The 20,801-nt window shown below is 42.9% G+C and carries 17 protein-coding genes and 2 riboswitches; of the genes, 11 read left to right on the forward strand and 6 right to left on the reverse strand.

Features of this window, described 5'->3' with window-relative positions; genetic code table 11:
- Positions 1-300: 300 nt before the first annotated feature.
- The 5 genes from QNI29_RS01830 to QNI29_RS01850 are packed head-to-tail and all read left to right on the forward strand — an operon-like array spanning position 301 to position 4,063.
- Positions 301-948: a hypothetical protein gene (locus QNI29_RS01830; RefSeq protein WP_231419776.1), complete on the forward strand. Its 648-nt coding sequence runs from the start codon at positions 301-303 to the stop codon at positions 946-948.
- Positions 945-1,691 (forward strand): cytochrome c biogenesis CcdA family protein, encoded by a 747-nt coding sequence (locus QNI29_RS01835; protein WP_231419777.1) that lies wholly within the window; start codon positions 945-947, stop codon positions 1,689-1,691. The genes QNI29_RS01830 and QNI29_RS01835 overlap by 4 nt, the downstream gene beginning before the upstream one ends.
- A 10-nt stretch (positions 1,692-1,701) precedes the next feature.
- Entirely contained in the window at positions 1,702-2,271 is a 570-nt protein-coding gene (locus QNI29_RS01840; RefSeq protein ID WP_255688878.1) for a redoxin domain-containing protein, read from the forward strand.
- Between the two features lie 27 nt (positions 2,272-2,298).
- A complete protein-coding gene (locus QNI29_RS01845) occupies positions 2,299-2,982 on the forward strand; it encodes a response regulator transcription factor (protein ID WP_231419778.1) in 684 nt (227 codons plus the stop codon).
- A gap of 40 nt (positions 2,983-3,022) precedes the next feature.
- A complete protein-coding gene (locus QNI29_RS01850; protein ID WP_231419779.1) occupies positions 3,023-4,063 on the forward strand; it encodes a sensor histidine kinase in 1,041 nt (346 codons plus the stop codon).
- 67 nt (positions 4,064-4,130) lie between these two features.
- On the opposite strand, the gene aspA is transcribed toward QNI29_RS01850, so the two are convergent.
- On the reverse strand, positions 4,131-5,558 hold the full coding sequence (aspA, locus tag QNI29_RS01855) for an aspartate ammonia-lyase (protein WP_231419780.1): 1,428 nt from the start codon (positions 5,556-5,558) through the stop codon (positions 4,131-4,133).
- Between the two features lie 39 nt (positions 5,559-5,597).
- Positions 5,598-6,836, reverse strand: coding sequence for a dicarboxylate/amino acid:cation symporter (locus tag QNI29_RS01860; protein WP_231419781.1), 1,239 nt, complete (start codon positions 6,834-6,836; stop codon positions 5,598-5,600).
- 124 nt (positions 6,837-6,960) lie between these two features.
- Here QNI29_RS01860 and QNI29_RS01865 point away from each other — a divergent pair, with 124 nt between their 5' ends.
- Positions 6,961-8,226 (forward strand): sensor histidine kinase, encoded by a 1,266-nt coding sequence (locus QNI29_RS01865; protein WP_231419782.1) that lies wholly within the window; start codon positions 6,961-6,963, stop codon positions 8,224-8,226.
- Position 8,227: 1 nt separating this feature from the next.
- Positions 8,228-9,151 carry a response regulator gene (locus QNI29_RS01870; protein ID WP_231419783.1) on the forward strand — a complete coding sequence of 308 codons (924 nt, stop codon included), beginning with the start codon at positions 8,228-8,230 and terminating at the stop codon, positions 9,149-9,151.
- Between the two features lie 146 nt (positions 9,152-9,297).
- Here the strand turns inward: QNI29_RS01870 and QNI29_RS01875 are convergent, their stop codons facing one another.
- The 4 genes from QNI29_RS01875 to QNI29_RS01890 form a co-directional block, all read right to left on the reverse strand.
- Positions 9,298-9,768 (reverse strand): DinB family protein, encoded by a 471-nt coding sequence (locus QNI29_RS01875; protein ID WP_231419784.1) that lies wholly within the window; start codon positions 9,766-9,768, stop codon positions 9,298-9,300.
- A gap of 135 nt (positions 9,769-9,903) precedes the next feature.
- A complete protein-coding gene (locus tag QNI29_RS01880; protein ID WP_231419785.1) occupies positions 9,904-10,791 on the reverse strand; it encodes a fructose bisphosphate aldolase in 888 nt (295 codons plus the stop codon).
- 91 nt (positions 10,792-10,882) lie between these two features.
- Positions 10,883-12,178: a purine/pyrimidine permease gene (locus tag QNI29_RS01885; protein WP_231419786.1), complete on the reverse strand. Its 1,296-nt coding sequence runs from the start codon at positions 12,176-12,178 to the stop codon at positions 10,883-10,885.
- 230 nt (positions 12,179-12,408) lie between these two features.
- The gene (locus QNI29_RS01890) at positions 12,409-14,058 is read right to left on the reverse strand and encodes a glycoside hydrolase family 68 protein (protein WP_231419787.1); all 1,650 of its coding nucleotides are present in this window, start codon (positions 14,056-14,058) and stop codon (positions 12,409-12,411) included.
- A gap of 273 nt (positions 14,059-14,331) precedes the next feature.
- Here QNI29_RS01890 and QNI29_RS01895 point away from each other — a divergent pair, with 273 nt between their 5' ends.
- From QNI29_RS01895 to guaA, 4 genes are all read left to right on the forward strand, one after another.
- Positions 14,332-15,291, forward strand: coding sequence for an AAA family ATPase (locus QNI29_RS01895; RefSeq protein WP_231419788.1), 960 nt, complete (start codon positions 14,332-14,334; stop codon positions 15,289-15,291).
- Between the two features lie 3 nt (positions 15,292-15,294).
- The gene (locus QNI29_RS01900) at positions 15,295-16,560 is read left to right on the forward strand and encodes a DUF58 domain-containing protein (RefSeq protein ID WP_231419789.1); all 1,266 of its coding nucleotides are present in this window, start codon (positions 15,295-15,297) and stop codon (positions 16,558-16,560) included.
- The gene (locus tag QNI29_RS01905; protein ID WP_231419790.1) at positions 16,560-18,776 is read left to right on the forward strand and encodes a transglutaminase-like domain-containing protein; all 2,217 of its coding nucleotides are present in this window, start codon (positions 16,560-16,562) and stop codon (positions 18,774-18,776) included. Before QNI29_RS01900 ends, QNI29_RS01905 begins: the two co-directional genes overlap by 1 nt.
- A 27-nt stretch (positions 18,777-18,803) precedes the next feature.
- A riboswitch (purine riboswitch) is annotated at positions 18,804-18,905 on the forward strand.
- A 129-nt stretch (positions 18,906-19,034) separates the two neighbouring features.
- Positions 19,035-20,573 (forward strand): glutamine-hydrolyzing GMP synthase, encoded by a 1,539-nt coding sequence (guaA, locus tag QNI29_RS01910; protein ID WP_231419791.1) that lies wholly within the window; start codon positions 19,035-19,037, stop codon positions 20,571-20,573.
- A gap of 81 nt (positions 20,574-20,654) precedes the next feature.
- Positions 20,655-20,756, forward strand: a riboswitch (purine riboswitch).
- Positions 20,757-20,801 lie beyond the last annotated feature (45 nt).

The raw sequence follows: 20,801 nt of genomic DNA on the forward strand, positions 1-20,801 counted from the left end.
TTTCCTAGTAAACCTCTCAAGGTTAAATCCTTGAGAGGTTTATTTTATGTCTTCTCATTCGTCCTCCTCTTCACTACAAGCACTTCAACGCCTCTTAGGAATCTTGATCAAACGTTTGATCAAGACACCAAACCGCATGGGAGAAACGGTCTAATCGTTTTATTCTTACCTAGATTCTCCTCGTGAGACCCTTCCGTAATTCATTTACAAATGAAGAACGAACTTTATTCCTTTCATCAAATTTTCACATTCGTTTTATAGTGTGATGGTAAACAGAAGAAAAGGAGGGGGATTCAAAAGGTGGTATTAGGTCCTCTTGTTTTACCGGTTCACCTCGTGGTCTTAACCATTTCCCTTGGAAGTGGTGTGTTCTTCTTTATGTTGACAAGTCCGTTTTCTAAAACGAGGACACGTCATGTACTTAGTGAAATGATTGGACTGTTTGTTTGGCTGGTCGTTTTTGTTTGGATAGGGAAGGTCTTATTGAAATGGAGGTTATTCTTTGAGGATCCTGTGTCGATACTTATTTATCCTAGTAATCATCAAGCGCTCTATATAGGTATTGTTTTCACCGTTTTATATAGCTTATGGGCGTACCGGGATCGAGAGAAACTTCAGGGGATAGGCTTATCCGCGCTTGTCATGCTGAACTATGCTTCCTTTGTTTATTTCTTTATTTCGGTAATTTGGGCATCAGGCAGAGCGGTTTACTTAGGAGAAATGGCCCTCGGGGTCGTCCTTGTGATCTGGCAAGTTGTAGTAATCAACAGAGATTCAGCGACAAGTGGATGGGCGGGAATAGCGGGGGCGCTTAGTGTTGGAAAGCTTATACTGGCTTTACAATTTGGTGAAACGTTTTTCTTTCATTACAAAGTCGATCTATGGTTTTGGATTTTCATTGGAATGTTGTTCATTCCGTTATTCTATAAAAAGAAGGTGAGAATATGACAGCTTCTGCAGCAGAGCTTACAATCTGGCTGGCATTTGGGGCAGGGGTGCTCTCATTTATATCCCCATGTACGCTACCTTTATTTCCTGCTTATTTGTCCTATATCACAGGAGTTAGCGTGAAAGAATTGAAGGACTCTTCTTCGTTTGCGATTCGGAAAACATTACTCCTCCACTCCATATTCTTTTTACTAGGTGTGTCCCTGATTTTTATGGGACTTGGAATTGGAGTTTCGTTGCTTGGTCAATGGATTCAAGGATTGTTAACCGGGAATTCAGGAGTCTTGCTTCAGCGTTTAGCTGGTATTTTTATTGTTTTAATGGGCTTTTTAATAACGGGGTGGTTAAGAATTCCGCTCTTTATGAATGAAAAGAGAATGAGGTTGGCCAAAAAGCCTGCGGGCTACCTGGGGACGGTGTTTGTAGGTGTTGGATTCGCCGCTGGATGGACACCGTGTATAGGACCGATCTTTGCTTCCATACTCGTCGTAGCAGGGACAAATCCAACAGAGGGAACCTTGTATACCCTTATGTATATCATCGGGTTCTCTGTTCCGTTTCTTGTACTTTCTTTCTTCCTTGGTTCCACCAGGTGGATTGTGAAATACAGTGAACGTTTCATGAAAATTGGAGGAAGTATCATGATTGGAATGGGTGTGTTGCTGTTTACTGGACAGATGGCTAGTCTCTCAAACTACCTGTTGCAACTTCTCGATGGAACTTGGTTTTCAAATTTAGGATAGGAGGAGAACGATGAATATAAAGCGTATCATCATTGTGGCGATCTTCGTAGGGATGTTTGGATGGGCGATTTACGATTTTACTAGTGAGGAGCAAAATACGTCAGACGTTTTGGAACAGAATTCTAATGGGCAAGGGGAATCTGGAGCTAATATAGAAGAAGGGTTAGAGGTCGGACAGAAAGCACCTGACTTTGAAGTAAAAACGTTACAAGGAGAGAAAGCCTCCTTATCGAACTATAAAGGAGAAAGGATTATGCTGAACTTCTGGGCTACATGGTGCCCTCCCTGTCGAGCGGAAATGCCAGATATGGAGAAGTTCTATCAGAATAAAGACGTTACGATCCTTGCTGTTAATTTAACGGGAACAGAAGCAAAGGTGGACGATGTCCATGCGTTTAAAAAGGAGTATGGGTTAAGCTTTCCCGTTCTTTTAGATCAAGGGAATGAAGTCGCGACTATGTATCAGATCAGGCCCATTCCAACTACATATATGATTGATTCAGAAGGGATCATTCAACACAAATCATTGGGGGCTATGAATTACGAACGAATGGTGCAGCAATTTGAGAACATGAAGTAAGAAAGATACTATAAAGTGGTGATGCCTATGAAACAAACAATTTTAATCGTAGAAGACGACAAAATGATACGACAACTCGTTGCGATCTATTTAAATAAAGAGGGGTATGAAACGATCGAGGCTGCGGATGGAGAAGAAGCCAAAAGAGCTTTCCTGACCTATCATCCTTGCTTGGTGATATTGGATTTAATGCTTCCGAAGGTGAGTGGAGAAGAGGTTTGCAGATGGATTAGGGAACAGGAGAGAAATGAAGTATCGATTATTATGCTTACGGCTAAAGCAAAAACGAGTGATAAAATCACGGGGCTTCGTATGGGGGCGGATGATTACTTAACGAAACCGTTTGAGCCAGATGAATTAGTCGCTCATGTTGAAGCGGTTCTCCGTCGAACAGGGCAGTTTTGCCAAAAAATCGTGCATGACGGATTGTGTATTAAACCCCGTAAAGGCGAGGTCCTCCTGTATGAAACAGCGGTGAACCTGACGAAATATGAATTTAATATGCTCTATTATTTTATGACCAACCCAAATCGAGTCTTAACCCGGGAACAACTCTTGCAAAATCTCTACCCATTAGCGGAACAAACCGTGTTAGATCGAACAATCGATGCTCATATCAAGAAACTTCGGGAAAAGGTTGAAAAAGACCCATCACACCCTAAGAGAATACAAACGGTTAGAGGAATGGGGTATAAATTTGTCACTGAATAAATGGATCTCCTCTCATTGGCACAAGGGATTCCTGTTTCGGATGACCATATTAAATGTGTTCATTATTACGATCTTTGTTGGCATTAGTGGGTGGTCTATTTATAATACGGCGTGCTTCCTGGTGGCGAATATGGATACGGGTACTGTTCGTCAGTCGCATTTTCGTGAAACCCTTTTTCAATATCTGTGGATCTTTAGTTTGTGCGCCATCATTTTGGGGAGTATGGTCAATTATCTATTTACCAAGAAACTGTTAAGGCCTGTGAGAGATTTAATTGAGACAACCAAAACATTAAAAGAAGGAAAGTATCCTAAGCCGATCTCGATGAGTAATGGTAGCGAAATGGATGAGTTTATAGGGCATTACAATGAATTGGTCAGACAATTAGAAGCAAATGAACATCAACGAAAGAAAATCGTTACTGATCTCTCCCATGAACTTAGAACCCCATTATCGAATATTAGCGGCTATTTAAATGCCCTCAAGTCGGGTGTGATAGACGGGAGCCAAGAATTATATGGCAGTCTATATGAAGAGTCCAAGCGTCTCACTCATATGATCCAACAGCTTGATCAATTAAAAGAATGGGACAATGGATCTCACCAACGCCTGGCTAAAAGGGGGAGGGTGAATATACAGGAGGTGGTCCAAACTTCTGTCTTAACCTTTAAGAGAACCTTAGAGCAACGAGGAATTGAATGGGAGGTTCAAGTAGAGTCTCAGGAATTGCTTGTGGACCAGGAGGGGGTTCAACAGGTGCTGAATAATCTTCTAGATAACGCCATTCAATATTATATAGATGGAGCACCCCTAGTAATTGAAGGAAAGATAGATCAGGATGCGTATGAATTATCTATTCGAGGCCCTGGAAGGGTGATAGAAGAAGAGGATCAAGAGAAAATCTTTGAGCGCTTTTATCGCTCTGACCCTTCAAGAAGCAGGGAAACCGGTGGTACGGGTCTTGGACTGGCTATTGCAAAAGAGATCGTAGAACGCCATGAAGGGGAGATTGGCCTGCGATCAGATGGGAACGACCATACCTTTTGGTTTCGGCTACCTAAAGAAGGAGCACTGGATTAATCCAGTGCTCCTTCTTTACGTTGGACAAACCCTTGATCAAACGTTTGATCAAGGGTGGAAAGAAAGCTTAAACCGTCATTTTCTCTTTCAAATGCGATCCTGCAATACCTGGGTAAGTCATTTCATACGTATCTAATATGACTTCAAGGTCTTCGGGATTTAAAATATTGTACTCCTTACATAATTCACGAATGCTTTTGTTCGTTTTGATTCCTTCTTGTGCGATCTTGGCTGATTGCTCATATCCAATGTGAGGGCTTAGTGCTGTGATAACGCCTAAACTTTTCTCGACATGATCTTTTAAAGCGGCTTCGTTTGCTTGTATGTCTTTCAAGCATAAATCGGTGAAGACTTGAAACCCGTTCTTCATCACAGTCATCGATTCAAGCAGGTTGAAGATCAGGACAGGTTCCATTACATTTAAATCTAATTGACCGGCTTCACTAGCCATACTGATGGTTTGATCATTGCCAATCACTTGAAAAGCGATTTGATTGATTACTTCTGGCATCACGGGGTTTACTTTGCCAGGCATAATAGATGACCCTGGCTGTCGTGCAGGTAATAGAATTTCACAAAGGCCATTCTTCGGTCCTGAGGCCATGAGCCGTAGATCATTAGCGATTTTAGAGAGATTGGTCATCGTATTCTTTAAGGCTGATGATAGCTCTGTATAAGCATCTGTGTTCTGAGTGGCATCGACCAGATTCTCAGCGGATTCTAAAGGTAATCCGCTAATGGAAGATAAGTGCTCAACCACAAGTTTTGTGTACGTAGGATCAGCGTTCAACCCTGTCCCGACAGCAGTAGCCCCCATATTCACTTCATAGAAGTTCTCTCTCGTACGCTCAATTCGCTTAAGATCTCTTTTCACCATACGATGATAGCTTTCAAATTCTTGGCCTAATCGAATCGGGACTGCATCCTGTAGATGGGTACGTCCTACTTTAACAATGTGATCAAATTCATCTGCTTTGTCCTTGAAAGTCGCTGCCATCTCCTTCATAACATCTTCGAGCTGGCTCATTACCTGAGATATGGCCAGGTGCATGGTCGTTGGGAAGACATCGTTCGTTGATTGAGACATATTGACGTGGTTATTCGGATTAACCGATTCGTAATCCCCTTTTTTCTTTCCCATAATTTCTAACGCTCTGTTGGCGATCACTTCATTGGCGTTCATATTCAGGGAAGTACCGGCTCCACCCTGAATAGGGTCCACGAGGAATTGATCATGATGGTCGCCATTAAGGATTTCATCAGTAGATTGAACGATTGCTCTACTAATATCGGCAGGGAGCTGGTGAATGTCCCTGTTGGCTAGTGCTGCAGCCTTCTTGACTGCAGCGATGCTGTAAATTAACGCTTCATTTAATTTATAACCAGTGATCGGAAAGTTTTCTTGTGCTCGCAATGTCTGGATGCCGTAATAGGCGTTTAGTGGTACTTCTTTCTTCCCTAGAGAATCTGATTCTGTTCGAAAATGATGCGTCATATATACCGTTCCTTTCCGTGTGTAATAGTCTTATGTGGGTCAACCATAATGGACAGCTGCATATTCTTCTTCTTGGTTTTCGGGCTCTGTTTGGTTTCTTTCTTTTGAACTGACAACAACGGCTGCAGAAGCATCCCCTAATACATTGACTGATGTTCGGATCATATCTAGTATGCGGTCGATTCCTGCAAGTAAGGCGATTCCCTCTAAAGGAAGTCCGATAGAAGTCATGACCATGGAAAGCATGATTAGCCCTGCGCTTGGGACACCGGCTGTGCCGATGGAAGCGAGTGTTGCTGTTAATACGACCGTTAGCTGGTCTACAAAGGTTAGGTTCATTCCAAAGTATTGTGCGACAAACAGCACACAGACCCCTTGATAGAGTGCGGTTCCATTCATGTTAATGGTGGCTCCGAGAGGGAGAACGAAGCTGCTGATCTTTCTCGGAACTTTTAGTTGTTCTTCGGTATATTTTATAGTCATCGGTAATGTTCCGGAGCTACTCGATGTACTGAAAGCAACCATGGCTACAGGCATAATGTTTTTAAAGAATACAATCGGGCTCATCTTCCCTAGATATTTAACTGATAAAGAATAAACGATAAGTACGTGAACAAGTGAACCAATCAGTAAAGCGAGGATTACTTTTAATAACGGCCATAAAACCGCTAATCCATACTCCCCAACCGTTGGAGCAATCAGACCAAAGATGCCAATCGGAGCAAATCTCATAACAACGCCTGTGATCTTATACATGACTTCAGCTAGTTGTTCGAATAACTGGTAGAGAGGGCGGGCTTTCTCGCCGACCATCGTAATCCCAATCCCTAGAAAGATCGCGAAGAAGATAATTTGAAGCATATTGCCATCTGTTAAGGCGGCAATCGGATTGGTTGGAACGATGTTGAGTAAGGTATCTTTAATCCCCGGTGTTTCTTGAGCTTCAACAGACGGATTGGAAGATACATCGATGTCTACCCCTGTCCCAGGTGAGAAAAGGGTTCCGAAGAAGAGCCCAATTGAAATGGCGATGGCTGTTGTGACCATATAATACGATACGGTTTTAAAACTTAATTGACCTAATTCCTTAAGGTTTCCCGTGCTCGCCACTCCGACCACAAGGGATGAGAGGACAAGCGGAACAATGATAAATTGGATTAAGCGTAAAAAAAGATCGCCTAAAGGCTGTACGATTTCAAGATCAGGACCTACAATAGCACCTAAGACAATCGCTAAAACGAAAGCGAACAGTATCTGAATAACAAGATTGTTTTTCATTCTAACCCTCCCTGAATGATGTAATGAATAATGTAAGCGCATACCTACAAGTACATACGAAAAACTACTGAAATCTACGAGAAAAAGTCAGAAAATTTATTTGACTTGGGCAGGAGGTAAGGGAATGAATAAAAAGAAGGTTGGTTTCCTGCTGTTGGTGATGGTGATGGTTCCATTGGCGGGAGAACTAAAGTTTTATCCAGTGGAAGGAAACTTTCGTGTTAGTTTTGGGACTCCTTTATTTTTCTTTTTTCTTCTATGGAGAAGAAGTTTGCATCAGTATACGCTTATATTATCGGTAGCTTTGTGTGTGGTGTTGTTTAGAGTAGGGCTTGGAGTAGCTAGTGGTGAGGTGGGCGTAAGCGAGGCGTTCATGCTTCACTTCCCTGTTTTCTTCTACTACCTGACATACGGTGGATTGTTCCAGCTTCTGAACGTACCTCGTTATTACACAAAACCGTTAGTCGTTGGGGGATGCGGGGTTTTATTAGAAGTAATGGCGAGCATGGCTGAGATGGTGATCAGAAGTGGAGTGGCTGATCAAGCTGTAGGGTTTGACCTTTGGTTACTGTTAGAAGTCGCCGTCGTCCGCAGTTTCTTTGTATTAGGTTTCTTCAATATCTTACTGTATCGACAGGCTAAGATTGAAGAGGAGCAACATAAGCAGCAATCTGAACATATGATGATGGTGGTCTCAGGCTTGTATGCGGAAGCGGTGCAATTATCGAAATCTATGAAAGATGCGGAAATGGTTACGAAAGAAAGTTATGATTTGTATCGAAACATACAAGAGTTACCCGTTACAGAACGTTCTTCAGCGGTTCTTGGTATCGCTAGTCGGGTACACGAAATTAAGAAAGGCAACCAGCGGATTTACGCTGGGTTATCTCAAGTCATCTCAAGGGAAGGTGAGGCCACTTATTTACATGTGGAGAGGATCGGGAAGATTGTCAAACAAGCAAATGAACAATATGCAGCGTACCTCGGAAAACAGATTGATATCCGTCTAGTGTATGAGGGGAATCATCCTCCGTATCCTACATATGCGCTGCTTTCTGTCCTGAATAACCTGATCTCGAATGCAGTTGAAGCAATCGAAGATAAAGGGAGAATAGATCTTGAGGTTAGGGAGCGGAATGGACAAGTTGAATGTAAGGTAACAGATAATGGGCGAGGGGTCCCTGAGAAAATGAGAGAAATGATTTTCAAGCACGGGTATACATCTAAATTTGATTCTTCAGGAGAGGCTTCGACAGGGATCGGACTCAGTTATGTGCAAGAGGTTGTAGAGGGGATGAGTGGGAGCATCAACTTAGTGGATGAAGAGGAAAAGAAGACGACTTTCTTCGTTCGAATTCCTCAAGCAAAATTGGTGGAAATGGGGCAATAGCATGAATTACTTTCTAGTAGATGATGATGTAACAATTCGAGCCATGTTAACGGAAATGATTGAAGATGAGGACCTCGGAGAAGTGGTTGGAGAACGAGAGGATGGGTCGGCTCTTGATGCTCATGTTCTGAAAACCAACAAAGTCGACATTCGTATTATCGATTTATTAATGACAAAGAGAGACGGATTGGAAACGCTGCGTCAGATTCAGCATGACTTTACAGGGAAGGTCGTTATGATTTCTCAGGTCGAGTCAAAGGATTTAATAGGGGAAGCCTATTCCTTAGGGGTAGAATACTATATTACAAAGCCGTTAAACCGTATCGAAGTAACAAGTATTCTTTCTAAAGTAAATGAGAGAATTGTGTTGGATCAATCCATTCACACAATCCAGCAATCTTTAAATGTTATTTCGGGTCAAAATACTGCCACTGCCACAGCCAGAACATCTGTAGCCAATAAAAGTTTGAAAGAGGAAGGTCATTCGATCTTAGTTGAACTGGGAGTCATTGGGGAGATCGGGTCGAGAGATTTACTCGAGATGATCGAATACATGGATCAGGATAAGGGGTTAGAAGGGAAAGAGACAATGTCCCTTAAAGGCATCTATCATCAAATCGCAGTCAGTCGCGCTGGGGACGAAGCGAAACATTCTGTATTGCAACGTGAGGTGAAAGCGTCTGAACAACGTGTCCGACGAGTGGTCCACCAAGGGCTTTCCTATATTGCATCCTTGGGGCTGAATGATTTCGCCCATCCTGTCTTTGACAAATATGCGTCGACTTTCTTTGATTATGAACAAGCCCGAAAGAAGATGTTGAAGTTGGATCAGGGGAAGGATAAGAATGTGAATCGAGTCCGGATTGATACGAAGAAATTTATTTACATGCTGTATTTTGAAGCCAAAAGAAAAAGGATGGAATAAGGGCGAGTAGAGAGTATTTTCACCCTTGATCAAACGTTTGATCAAGGATTACGAGTGCTGTGAAACCTATACAAAAAAGCTTCCCCCTTCAAGTGGATTGAAGAGAGAAGCTTTTTTTAATGACTTGTTCAGTGCGAATCTGTAGCTTATGAACGAACAGCGCGTTTCATGCTTTTGATCCAACCGATGTGTTCACTTTCATGCGTTGCTGAGAATAAAAGCATCGCTCCAACCGATTCAATATTGAAAGGTCCTGGTTGGAAGGATTCCTCTAAGGCATTGTCCATTTTCCCTTCGAAGGTACTTAACAGACGTTTCTTTTGATCTTTCAGCAGTTCTTTTAATTCACTTAGTTCTGGAGGTGTCGCTTCCCACTGATTTGGGTGTGTGCCACCACCAAAGAAACTTCCGTAGTTTTCTGGGATATTAGTAGATTCACCAGCTTTTTTAAACACGAGAAATTCAGTAGATAAATAGACATGACCGAGTTGCCAGCGGATGGAGTTCGGAAAGCCGTCTTGAATTTGATCTGCCTCTTTTTCTTCAATATCTTCAACTTCTTTAAGGAGTGAAGATCGTGTGATATCGAGCTGTTGAAGGGTGTGTTTTTCGTTCATGATTCGCCTCCTTTGAATTTCGTTCATGACGTGCCTATTCTATTGTATCAAAATCCATCGTTGTAGACGTCTTTGGGGTTTCAGACTTCTTAATGGTACAAAAAGGCCTGACAAATGAGTCAGGCCTTTTTTGGTTTATTTCTTATTTACAGATGCATCGTAGATCTTCTCGATCGCTTGATCAAGTGATTTGTTGAACTCTTCGTCTGTTTGATTAGCGCTTAAGTCAGAAACTAACGCGCGAGAGAAACTTGCGATCACGCCTTCGTTTTCTTTAAGCTTCTCATTTGCTTCATCGCGAGAGTAACCGCCAGATAAAGCAACGACACGAACAACGTGTGGATGTTCGACTAGTTCTTTAAATGCATTTGCTTTAGTTGGAATAGATAGCTTCAACATGACATGTTCATCTTCAGCTAGGCTGTTTAGGTTCTGAAGAATTTCTTCTTTCAGAATTTCTTCAGACTTCTCTTTGTCCTCACTGTGGATGTTTACCTCTGGCTCGATAATCGGAACAAGACCGGCTTCCATGATCTTTTTAGCCGCTTCGAATTGTTGATCTACAACAGCTTTAATTCCTGTTGGGTTTGGTTCATGGACCACAGAGCGCATCTTCGTACCGAAAATATTACGTTCTGTTGCACGGCTTAGGGTTTCATCTAAGTCGTGGATCGGTTTCATGAGCTGAACGCCATTTTCTTTATCTGCTAACCCTTTGTCCACTTTAAGGAAAGGAGCAATTCCTTTTTCCGCAAGATAGTCAGCAGTATATTTGCCTTCGATTTCACGATCCATTGTTTGTTCGAAAAGGATCGTGCCTAAAATACGGTCATCAAAAGCAGGGGAAGTAATGATACGAGTACGCATTTGGTGAACACGGTCAAACATTTCATCTTCGCCTGAATAAGCATCTTCAGGTACCCCGTAGTCAGCTAAAGCTTTAGGTGTACTTCCGCCACTTTGGTCCAGGGCTGCAATAAATCCTTTACCGTTTTTGATCTTATCGAATTGTTTGTTGTTCATGATTCCCACTCCTTTTTTTGAAAAAGTCCATTAGTATACTTCCCTTAATTGAGCGTTACATAACATATAGGGGTAGATTTTTAGAGTGTATTTAATCTTCTTTCACTTTCCATGCTTGTTCAAAAAGAATGACAAGCCCTGTGCCAATGAGAAGGCCGTTGCTCATTAGGTTTTGAGCGAGGGCTGGGAGGTCTGAGAATACTTCAGCTGGAAGGAACATCGTTGCCATACCAAATAAGTACGCGACTCCGACAATGGTGCTCTTTCTTGAATCCAACGGTTGCATGGTTACGTTGTTTAAGGCTAACCCGACGAGCTGCACGAAGGAGGCCATTAAAGCCGCATTGGCGATCGGCGCAGGGATACTTGAAATAAACGCTACGATCGGTGGGAAGAAAGCAATAATGATAAGTAGGATCGTTGCATAAATAAAAGGTTGCTTTCGCTTTTGGCCGGTTAAGGCGATAAATCCAGCAGAAGTGGCTAAAGGGACGTTGGCGACGGAAGCAAATACACCGGCAATTCCGTGATTGATCCCGGAGAAGGCTGTTCCTTTATTCACTTCTTCGCCATGGTCTTCTTGTTTCATTCCTAACGTCTGCTTCACCGCAACAATGGAAGCGACAATATTAGAAATCGATATGATGGCGGTTATAAATGCAATTGGAATGATACTAAAATCAAAGGCTGGCGCTCCAAAGGCAAACCATTCAGGTGCAGCAAACAGGCTCACTGAAGCTTGCTCCCCTTGTCCTCCTACTACGATCCGAAAAGCAATCCACCCGATAATGATCCCGATAAAGACGGCATAACTGCTTAACCATCCTCTCGCAAACGTTGATAAGCCGAGGACGATAAAGAAGGTTAAAAAGGCGAGTAGAGATTGTTCTCCTTGAATAACACTAGCCTCACCTTGGAGTCCAAGCATTCCTTTTAGAAAGGTTCCGCTTAATTGGACGGTTAAGAGTAGGAAAAATGTCCCTGTAACGAGCGGTGTGAAGATAGGCAAGATTTTCTGAGAAATTTTAAAAGCACCGAATAGGAATAAAAAGATTCCTGTAACAATCATTGTAGCTTCAAGGGTTTGGAGGGTGCCTTTATACGTTCCACCCGCTTGGATACCTGTAATGGCCATAACAGAGAAAATGCTGACCCATATTCCGGCTGGTCCTTCAAAAATCGGCAGTTTGTGCCCGAACAGCGCTTGTAACAAAGAGGCAATTCCTACAGTGAAGAAGGTTCGCTGCATCAGGCCTGATATTTCTATGAAATCTAATTGATAAATGGATCCAATAACGATCGGCATAGCGACTGAACTCGCTAGAAGAAAGACAAACCATTGAAAGGTCTCCATCGTATTGGTTGAGAAGGTTGCTTTACTACTCAATGTGTACACTCCTTATGATGAATAATCCTAGGTTACATGAATGAATAACTTAAATAGTTTATCATTCTTCTTTGAATCGTTGATAGTTTTAAATTTGAGGAAGCTACTGGATTGGGGAGTGATATGCGTTTAACGGATCTACTACATATGATAAAATTGGAAATATGTGAGAGGTGAGGGAGTGTTCATCTCGTAATGAAAAAGGCTTCCGCTAGGGAAGCCCTTTCTCCTTATTGATTTCTGCGACGCCGAGGTCGGTGACAATGGGTACAAACATGGCCATTACGATCTACTTCACATTCGCAAGTAACGTCTCGTTGGCGCCGTTGATTCCCTTGATTTCCATTGCCGCCACGACTTGAACGGCTATTCATTCCATCGTCCGTCAGACCATTATCAGACATGCTCTCTTCCATAACATCTTCATCCATATTCATGTCCTCATTTGTTACATTTCTTCGACCTCCACAATGATCGGTTCGTTCACACACTGGTGTAAACGGAGCCCCTTCTGTAGAGGATTCCATCACTAAACCTTGTGCCAATTCATTCACGATCTGTGTTTGTGTCCCGTTAATGGATAGTTGCAGCGTCGGCGCTAGTGTTCCGCCAAAGTGATTGAAGACGAATTGATCCGGAAGTGATGGTAATTCGTTTAAGCCGATCCCTTCTAGGTTGTAGTAGTTGATAAAGCTAAGCGTTGATAGGTCTGGAAGGACAATCCATGAGTAAGCTTGGAAGGGTTCTTCTGGTGGGTTCGCTACAACAAGACCGCCTTCCCCTAATGGAACATACGTCCCTCTGAAATCGTTAGCTACGAAACCATATAAACCATCTGGACCTTCAAGGCCTGGAGCGAACGTAAATTTGTGACTTACGATAAAGAGGTGGTAACGTCCGCCTACATAGACAATGTGAGGGCGCTCAAGCTGTTGGTTTACACAATCTGCTTCAAGAATTGGAGGGAGAAGCTCCCACTCGCGATAGTCGCTGCTTCTTAGAAGAGCGACACCGACGTTTCCGTTAAATTGAGCAGAACCGTTTGGAACATCGTTACCGCTCCTGAAATCTCCGTCTCCAATATTTTCTGGGTTACATTCACGATTAATCGGTTGCTGAGGAGTTGCGGTGTTTCCTTCAAAGATTATATATTCACAGCCGCTTTCTGGGTCAATCCAAAACCAAGGGTCACGGAAGGAATAAATAATTCCACCACTTGATTGTTCTTGTGTTTGATAGTAAATTCCATCTGGAACAAGAATAATGGAGTGTTCTTCCCAGTTGCCAAAGAGAACCCCATTTAAATTTGAGAAGACTTCCCCTTTTGTAAAGGCCATTCGCTGCTCGTAAGTGACCTGGGCCTCATTGCGTCGTCCTGTTGCTGTATAGAAGAAGTAAATCTCACCATTTTCAACGAAAGCAGACCCAGCCCATTGGCGAGAACCTAATGCATCCCCTGCAGGGAATACCACTCCGCCTGGAATCCAGTCTTGCCCATCTCGGGAGTAGAAGTAACGAATGGTTGCGATATCGTGACGTTTACCCGGTAATACACTTCGAGGGGCTGTAAGCGAGAAGATCACGCGCCAGCCTCCAGGAAGAACGGCAATCGAACCATCTTTCTCACGAAGGGGCCACGTATCCCACACCCAAAGGTCAGGTGCTGTATCTTCAAATGGCTCCTGGATTAGTGGAGCGGCGTTTGCTGACGTAATTCGAATTTGTTCAGCTTGTTGCCTGGTCCACGGGGTTGGTGTTGCATTTTGGTTTAATTCTAAACAACACTCGAATTTATTACAGAACTTTTTGCATCTCTGGCAGCGACCATCTGTGTCATGGGAATGATTGCTGTGGCTGCATTGACAGTTACTATGATTCATTCTACCAATTCCTTTCCAATATAGAAATTTGCTTCTATTTCTAGAAGCTTGATATACCATATGCGAGAGAAAGAGATTGGTATAGACAAACTGTTCGCTACAAATGCTCATTTTTCGTAAATGCAGGCGGGTGTAAGGGGGAGGGCAAAGAGGCAACCTAGATTTTTCCTACGCATTCTATTGCGCATAGCCCGGTAGGATGTAGTATAGTTGGAATAGACAAAAAATTCTAATAGATATTAGAAGATCATTTCATAGGAGGAATTGAATTTCATGTCTCAGCAAACCTATTTAGCTCATGGAAAAGTACATGACTTATTTCAAAACATACAGAGTGTCATGATCGGTAAAGAAGAAGTGACAACGTTAAGTATCGTGGCTTTACTTGCCAAGGGTCATGTCCTCTTAGAAGATGTCCCTGGGGTAGGGAAGACGATGTTAGTTCGAACATTATCCAAGTCCGTCGATTGTGAATTCAAACGTATTCAGTTCACACCAGACTTATTGCCATCTGACGTAACAGGAGTTTCGATATATAACCCGAAGACACTCGAATTTGAATTTCGTCCTGGACCTATTTTAGGAAATATTGTGCTAGCAGATGAAATAAACCGCACTTCGCCTAAGACGCAGTCTTCTTTATTAGAAGGAATGGAAGAAAGTCATATTACAGTCGATGGAAATACAGTCGAATTAAAGCGCCCTTTCTTTGTAATGGCGACGCAAAATCCAATTGAATATGAAGGAACCTACCCATTGCCAGAGGCTCAGTTAGACCGTTTCTTACTGAAGTTAAATATGGGGTACCCAACTGCTGCTGAAGAAATGCAGATGCTTGATTTAGTATCGAATGATCATCCGATTAATCGTATTCAAGCTGTTATGACCCGGGAAGAACTCGTAGAATTACAGAATCAAGCTGCTGAAGTGTATGTGGACCCAAATATTCAACGTTACATTGTAAACGTCGTTTCAGAGACGAGGCGTCACCCTTCTGCCTATCTAGGAGTGAGCCCTCGTGGATCGATCGCACTCATGAAGGCGGCAAAGGCTTATGCGTTTATGCAAGACCGCGACTTCGTGCTACCGGATGATGTGAAATATTTGGCTCCATTCGTATTATCCCATCGTCTGATCTTGAACTCAGAGGCGAAGTTTGAGGGAATGACCTCGAGTGATCTTGTTCATGACATTCTTAGCAAAGTCTCAATTCCTGTGCGTAAGGAAAAATAACGGATGAAGCAAACAGTTAATATCGTAGGGAAACTCGTTTTTACGATTGTTCTTTTAGCTATTTTGTATGCTTACGCTATGTTTCAGGGTGGGTTCGTCAGTTGGTTTCTTTTCTATGGGATGCTGCCTTTTCTCATTTATATGATTGGGGTATTACTGTATCCAATCTCCAAATGGGACGTGCATAGGACGTTCTCTAAGCATATGTTTCAATCTGGTGATTCGCTATCTGTGGATGTGTATATCGAGAGGAAATTCCCGTTCCCTCTGTATTACTGCGTCATTGAAGAATATGTACCCGAAACATTAAATAGGGTAGGGACGAAATCAGAAGGTTATCAATATATGAATAACCCTGATGCCTTGAGGAAAGCGAAGCGAATTAAGAGAGTCGCGTTTCCTTGGTTTAAACGTTCGATCCAATTTAAATACCAAATTCCCCATTTGCCTCGAGGAGAGCATCATTTTCATAGTGTACGAGTGAAAACAGGTGACTTCTTTGGATTCGTTACGAAACAAGCCTATTATACGGTGCCAGGTAGGGTGCTGGTGTATCCTCATAAGAGAGACGTTTCAATGACGAAGCGTGTGAATAGCTTCGATGAAGGAGCGGCTCCGTCCTATTCTCAAACCAAAAGGGATACAACGGTTGTAACCGGTGTGAGGGAATATGCCCCTGGTGACCGTTTCTCCTGGATTGATTGGAAGACTTCAGCAAAGAAGAATGCCATGATGACGAAGGAATTCGAGCAACAGAAGAGTTCTGATGTCTTGCTGGTTCTCGATGCCACAGAGAGTCCTGATGAGAAGCGAATTGCTTTCGAGGGAAGCGTTGAGCTCACTGCTTCTATTATTCAAAGTTATAAGAGAAGAGAAGCGCAGCTGGCCTTCTTGGTTCTAGGAAGTGAACATAAGTTCTTCCCCTTTACGAAAAGCAATGTATCGTTTGATGGGATGAACCAATATTTATCAAGAGTAGAACCAGATGGGAAAACGACGTTTGCTGAATCTTTGTTGAAACAGCAACAGGGGTTGCCCAACCACTTAATTGTCATGATTGTAACGCGCAATCTAACCCCTTCTTTAAAAACTTCTGTTATTCGACTTAAGCAAAAGCACGCTCGTGTCGTCTTCTTTTATATAGAAGCAAAGGAACAAATATCAGGTGAACAGAGACAGTTGTTGCGGGAGCTAGAAGTAAGTGGAGTGGTTGTGAATGTATTATCAGAAGCGGAAATGACACAAGCGAAATTTGAGGTGAGTACATAATGGCGAACGACCCAATCGAACGAAATCAAGCTTTCTTTAGAGGGATCGTTTATCTTTGTGGATTCTTACTGTTTTGGGAGTGGCTCAGACCTTTAGAACAAATTACAGATACAGCGAATATCGCTGTGTTTGTCGTCTACGCTGCCTTTTGTTTCTTTTTATCGTTCATTCGATTGCCGTGGTTCCTATCGATGCCCCTTAAACTGGTTGGGTTAGCATTTGTGTTGGATGGATTGTTTATCGGTGAGCGTTTTCTAAGTGGAGAATGGTTCCGGTTTGTCTATGAACATATCCAATTCAATATTGAAGTGATGGTGGCCAATCAGTGGTGGCAGATGACACCCCTGTTTAGGAGTATGCTCTTCTTACTCCTATTATGGTTAATGAGTTATTTGCTTTACTACTGGTTCGTTGTAGCGAAGCGGACAAGCTTCTTCGTCATCTTAACGATTGTGTACGTAACAATTCTTGATACATTCACGATCTACGATGGAAAAGGAGCGATTATACGCACGTTCCTCATTTCTCTGGTCGTGATGGGGCTGTCTAGTTTCGTGAAAGAAATGGAGAAAGAATCTATTACGATTAAAGGGAGACGCGTGTACCAAGCTTGGATTGTCCCCCTTGTGGTCGTTATTCTTTTTGCTAGTTTAATTGGTTATGCAGCACCGAAGAAAGCCCCTCAGTGGCCAGACCCCGTTCCCTTCATACAAAGTGCAGCGAATGGTGTGGGAGGATCAGGTGGCAAGTCGATTCAGAAAGTCGGCTATGGAACAAATGATGAACGACTTGGGGGTTCCTTCGTGCAAGATGATACCCCTGTCTTCCAGGCTGTAGCTGATGGGGAACATTATTGGCGTATTGAGACCAAAGACGTTTACACAGGCAAAGGATGGATTCGATCGAGTGAGGGAAATGCCTATGAACAAGTAGCCAGTAATGAAATCGATTTAGGCTATTTCAGTGATGAAGTGAAGCGTCTTGATAAGACAGCAACGATTGCCATGAATGATGCAGCGACGTTTTCGAAGCTTGTCTATCCATATGGTATTCAGAATGTGTTAAATAGTGGGGCGGATACGTTGGTCATTAATCCAACGACAGGGGAGATCATTCCTCAAGTGAACGGGGAGACCTTCCAGCTGAAGGGATATGAAATTTCATATGCGCAGCCAAGCTTTTCTTTCTCCCAACTCTCAGAAAGTGGAACAGATGATCCACCAAACATTGATCAAGCTTATACACAGCTGCCGGAAAGTTTACCCACGCAAGTCAGGGAACTAGCAGAAGGGATCGTGGAAGGAAGTGAAGACCGCTACGAGAAAGCGCGGGCGGTTGAAGAATATTTTCAACGAAATGGCTTTGAGTACAGTACGAAAAACGTACCCGTTCCGGATGAGGGCGAAGATTACACTTCTCAGTTCTTATTCGATTCAAAAGTTGGCTATTGTGATAATTTCTCTACCTCCATGGTGGTTCTTCTAAGAAGTGTAGGAGTACCAGCTCGTTGGGCGAAAGGATTCACAGGCGGCGAGCAAATCGATACCGTGGAAGTAGATGGGGAATTAAAGAATGTTTACGAGGTGACAAGTGCGAACGCTCACTCTTGGGTAGAAGTGTACTTCCCTGACATAGGATGGGTAGCATTTGAGCCGACTAAGGGATTCGGTAACCATACAGACTTCTATTTAGAAGATACAGGAGAAGACGATGAAGAAACTTCCGATGTAGATGAGAATCTGCAAGATCAACTCGATCAGAACCAGCAGCAACAACCTGAACTAGATGAACAGGAGATGGCGGGTAAAAATGATGGTTCCGGAGGAGATGGGTGGAATATTACGATCCCAACCTGGGCTTGGGTCCTTTTCGTTGTCCTTATCTTGGCAGCTCTCTGGATGGCGTACAGGTACCGTTATCATCTAATGGCCAAATACTACAGGCGTAAGTATATTCAACACCCAGGCCAGCATAACTATGAAACGGCCTACGAATTCCTCTTGAAAGTATTGGATAAAAAAGAGGATTTGAATCGATCAAATGGGCAGACATTACAAGAGTTTGCGCGTTCGGTTGATGAGTATTATCGGAGTCAGGAGATGGGACAGTTAACCTATCATTATGAACGGTTAGTTTACCAGAAAGGTACGTCACAGCACCCATGGGCACAAATGCGTGAATTGTGGGAAAATTTAATTAAAAAGACGTTGTCTTGACCGGATTTCGTTAGATTGATAGAATGATTGCAACTTAATCGTTCCCTTCATATATCCTCGATAATATGGTTCGAGAGTCTCTACCGGAGCACCGATAATGCTCTGACTATGAAGGCGGGAGTCGTGTATCATTCTCGTGAAATATGAGGAGACTTCTGCCTTTCTATAGTCATAGAGGGCAGAAGTCTCTTTTTTTATAGACGAAACCGATATTAGGGCGCTAAAGGGCCACGTAAATATAAAGGAGTGAAACGCACCATGATCGAAGTACATGACAAGATTTTAGTATTAGATTTCGGAAGTCAGTATAACCAGCTAATCACAAGACGCATTCGGGAGTTTGGCGTATATAGTGAACTCCATTCTCACCGTTTGACCATTGAGGAAATTAAAGAAATGAATCCAACAGGGATTATCCTTTCTGGTGGACCAAACAGCGTTTATGCCGAAGATAGTTTCCGTTGTGATCCTGCTCTATTCGAATTGGATATTCCGGTACTTGGTATCTGTTATGGCATGCAGTTAATGACTCACCATTATGGCGGTAAGGTTGAGCGTGCCTTGCAGAGAGAGTATGGCAAAGCCGACCTTAAAGTAGAAGGAGAACCTTCTCTATTCAAAGACCTTCCTAATGAACAAGTGGTATGGATGAGCCACAGTGACAAAGTTGTAGAAGCTCCCGCTGATTTCTCAGTAGACGCTACGAGCCCATCTTGTCCTGTTTCAGCGATCAGTAACGAAGATAAGAAAATGTACGGGGTGCAGTTCCACCCGGAAGTTCGTCATTCTGAATATGGAAACGACGTACTGAAGCGTTTCGTCTTTGATATTTGTGACGTTAGAGGCGATTGGACAATGGAGAACTTCATAGATCTTGAAGTGGAGAAGATCCGTAACCAGGTAGGGGACCAGAAAGTCCTTTGTGCTCTTAGTGGGGGCGTTGATTCATCAGTTGTAGCGGCGCTTATTCACCGTGCAATCGGGGATCAGCTTACTTGTATCTTTGTCGATCATGGGTTGCTTCGTAAAGATGAAGCGGATACGGTTATGAATACGTTCAGTGAAGGTTTTAACATGAATGTGATTAAAGTGGACGCTGAAGAGAGATTTATGTCCAAGCTAAGAGGCGTTTCAGACCCTGAGAAGAAACGTAAAATCATTGGGAATGAGTTCATTTATGTGTTTGATGAACAGGCAGAAGAGCTCAAGGATATGGATTACCTGGCTCAAGGAACTCTATATACGGATATTATCGAAAGCGGAACAGAAACAGCGCAAACCATTAAGTCGCACCACAATGTAGGTGGTCTTCCTGAGGATATGGAATTCAAACTGATCGAACCACTGAATGCTTTATTTAAAGATGAAGTGCGTGCCTTAGGTACAGAGCTAGGTGTGCCTGACCATATTGTGTGGCGCCAGCCTTTCCCTGGGCCTGGCCTTGCTATTCGTGTATTAGGGGAGATCACAGATGAGAAGCTTAAAATCGTTCGAGAATCTGATGCGATTCTTCGTGAAGAGGTAAAGAATGCCGGACTAGAACGAGACATTTGGCAGTACTTTACAGTATTGCCTGATATCCGTAGTGTAGGGGTGATGGGAGATGCCCGCACCTATGATTATACGGTGGGTATCCGTGCTGTCACATCTATTGATGGAATGACATCAGATTGGGCGCGTATCCCGTATGATGTATTAGAGCTGATCTCAACAAGAATAGTCAATGAGGTAGACCATGTAAACCGAATTGTGTATGACGTGACGAGCAAGCCGCCAAGTACAATTGAATGGGAATAACGAACAATTAATGAGTTTATCGTTTTAAATATTCGTTTTTGGCGTTGACTCAGCTTGATAATACTAGTATGATAGATCTAGATAAAATAAAAAACGAACCGTCGTATAATATTGGGGATAAGGCCCAAGAGTTTCTACCGAATCACCGTAAATGATTCGACTACGATGGAGGATATGTTTCTGATGGATTGTAAGAAATCTGTCTTTAGCATGGATCTCTGTCTATGG

This window comes from Pontibacillus chungwhensis (assembly GCF_030166655.1).
GTDB lineage: Bacteria > Bacillota > Bacilli > Bacillales > BH030062 > Pontibacillus.

Bases quoted from the DNA above. Each gene is read 5' to 3' on its own strand.
- guaA (WP_231419791.1), top strand. From the start codon at position 19,035: ATGATCGAAGTACATGACAAGATTTTAGTATTAGATTTCGGAAGTCAG.
- QNI29_RS01835 (WP_231419777.1), top strand. From the start codon at position 945: ATGACAGCTTCTGCAGCAGAGCTTACAATCTGGCTGGCATTTGGGGCA.
- QNI29_RS01865 (WP_231419782.1), top strand. From the start codon at position 6,961: ATGAATAAAAAGAAGGTTGGTTTCCTGCTGTTGGTGATGGTGATGGTT.
- QNI29_RS01890 (WP_231419787.1), bottom strand. From the start codon at position 14,058: ATGAATCATAGTAACTGTCAATGCAGCCACAGCAATCATTCCCATGAC.
- QNI29_RS01895 (WP_231419788.1), top strand. From the start codon at position 14,332: ATGTCTCAGCAAACCTATTTAGCTCATGGAAAAGTACATGACTTATTT.
- QNI29_RS01900 (WP_231419789.1), top strand. From the start codon at position 15,295: ATGAAGCAAACAGTTAATATCGTAGGGAAACTCGTTTTTACGATTGTT.
- QNI29_RS01875 (WP_231419784.1), bottom strand. From the start codon at position 9,768: ATGAACGAAAAACACACCCTTCAACAGCTCGATATCACACGATCTTCA.
- QNI29_RS01905 (WP_231419790.1), top strand. From the start codon at position 16,560: ATGGCGAACGACCCAATCGAACGAAATCAAGCTTTCTTTAGAGGGATC.
- QNI29_RS01870 (WP_231419783.1), top strand. From the start codon at position 8,228: ATGAATTACTTTCTAGTAGATGATGATGTAACAATTCGAGCCATGTTA.
- aspA (WP_231419780.1), bottom strand. From the start codon at position 5,558: ATGACGCATCATTTTCGAACAGAATCAGATTCTCTAGGGAAGAAAGAA.
- QNI29_RS01840 (WP_255688878.1), top strand. From the start codon at position 1,702: ATGAATATAAAGCGTATCATCATTGTGGCGATCTTCGTAGGGATGTTT.
- QNI29_RS01850 (WP_231419779.1), top strand. From the start codon at position 3,023: ATGACCATATTAAATGTGTTCATTATTACGATCTTTGTTGGCATTAGT.
- QNI29_RS01880 (WP_231419785.1), bottom strand. From the start codon at position 10,791: ATGAACAACAAACAATTCGATAAGATCAAAAACGGTAAAGGATTTATT.
- QNI29_RS01860 (WP_231419781.1), bottom strand. From the start codon at position 6,836: ATGAAAAACAATCTTGTTATTCAGATACTGTTCGCTTTCGTTTTAGCG.
- QNI29_RS01845 (WP_231419778.1), top strand. From the start codon at position 2,299: ATGAAACAAACAATTTTAATCGTAGAAGACGACAAAATGATACGACAA.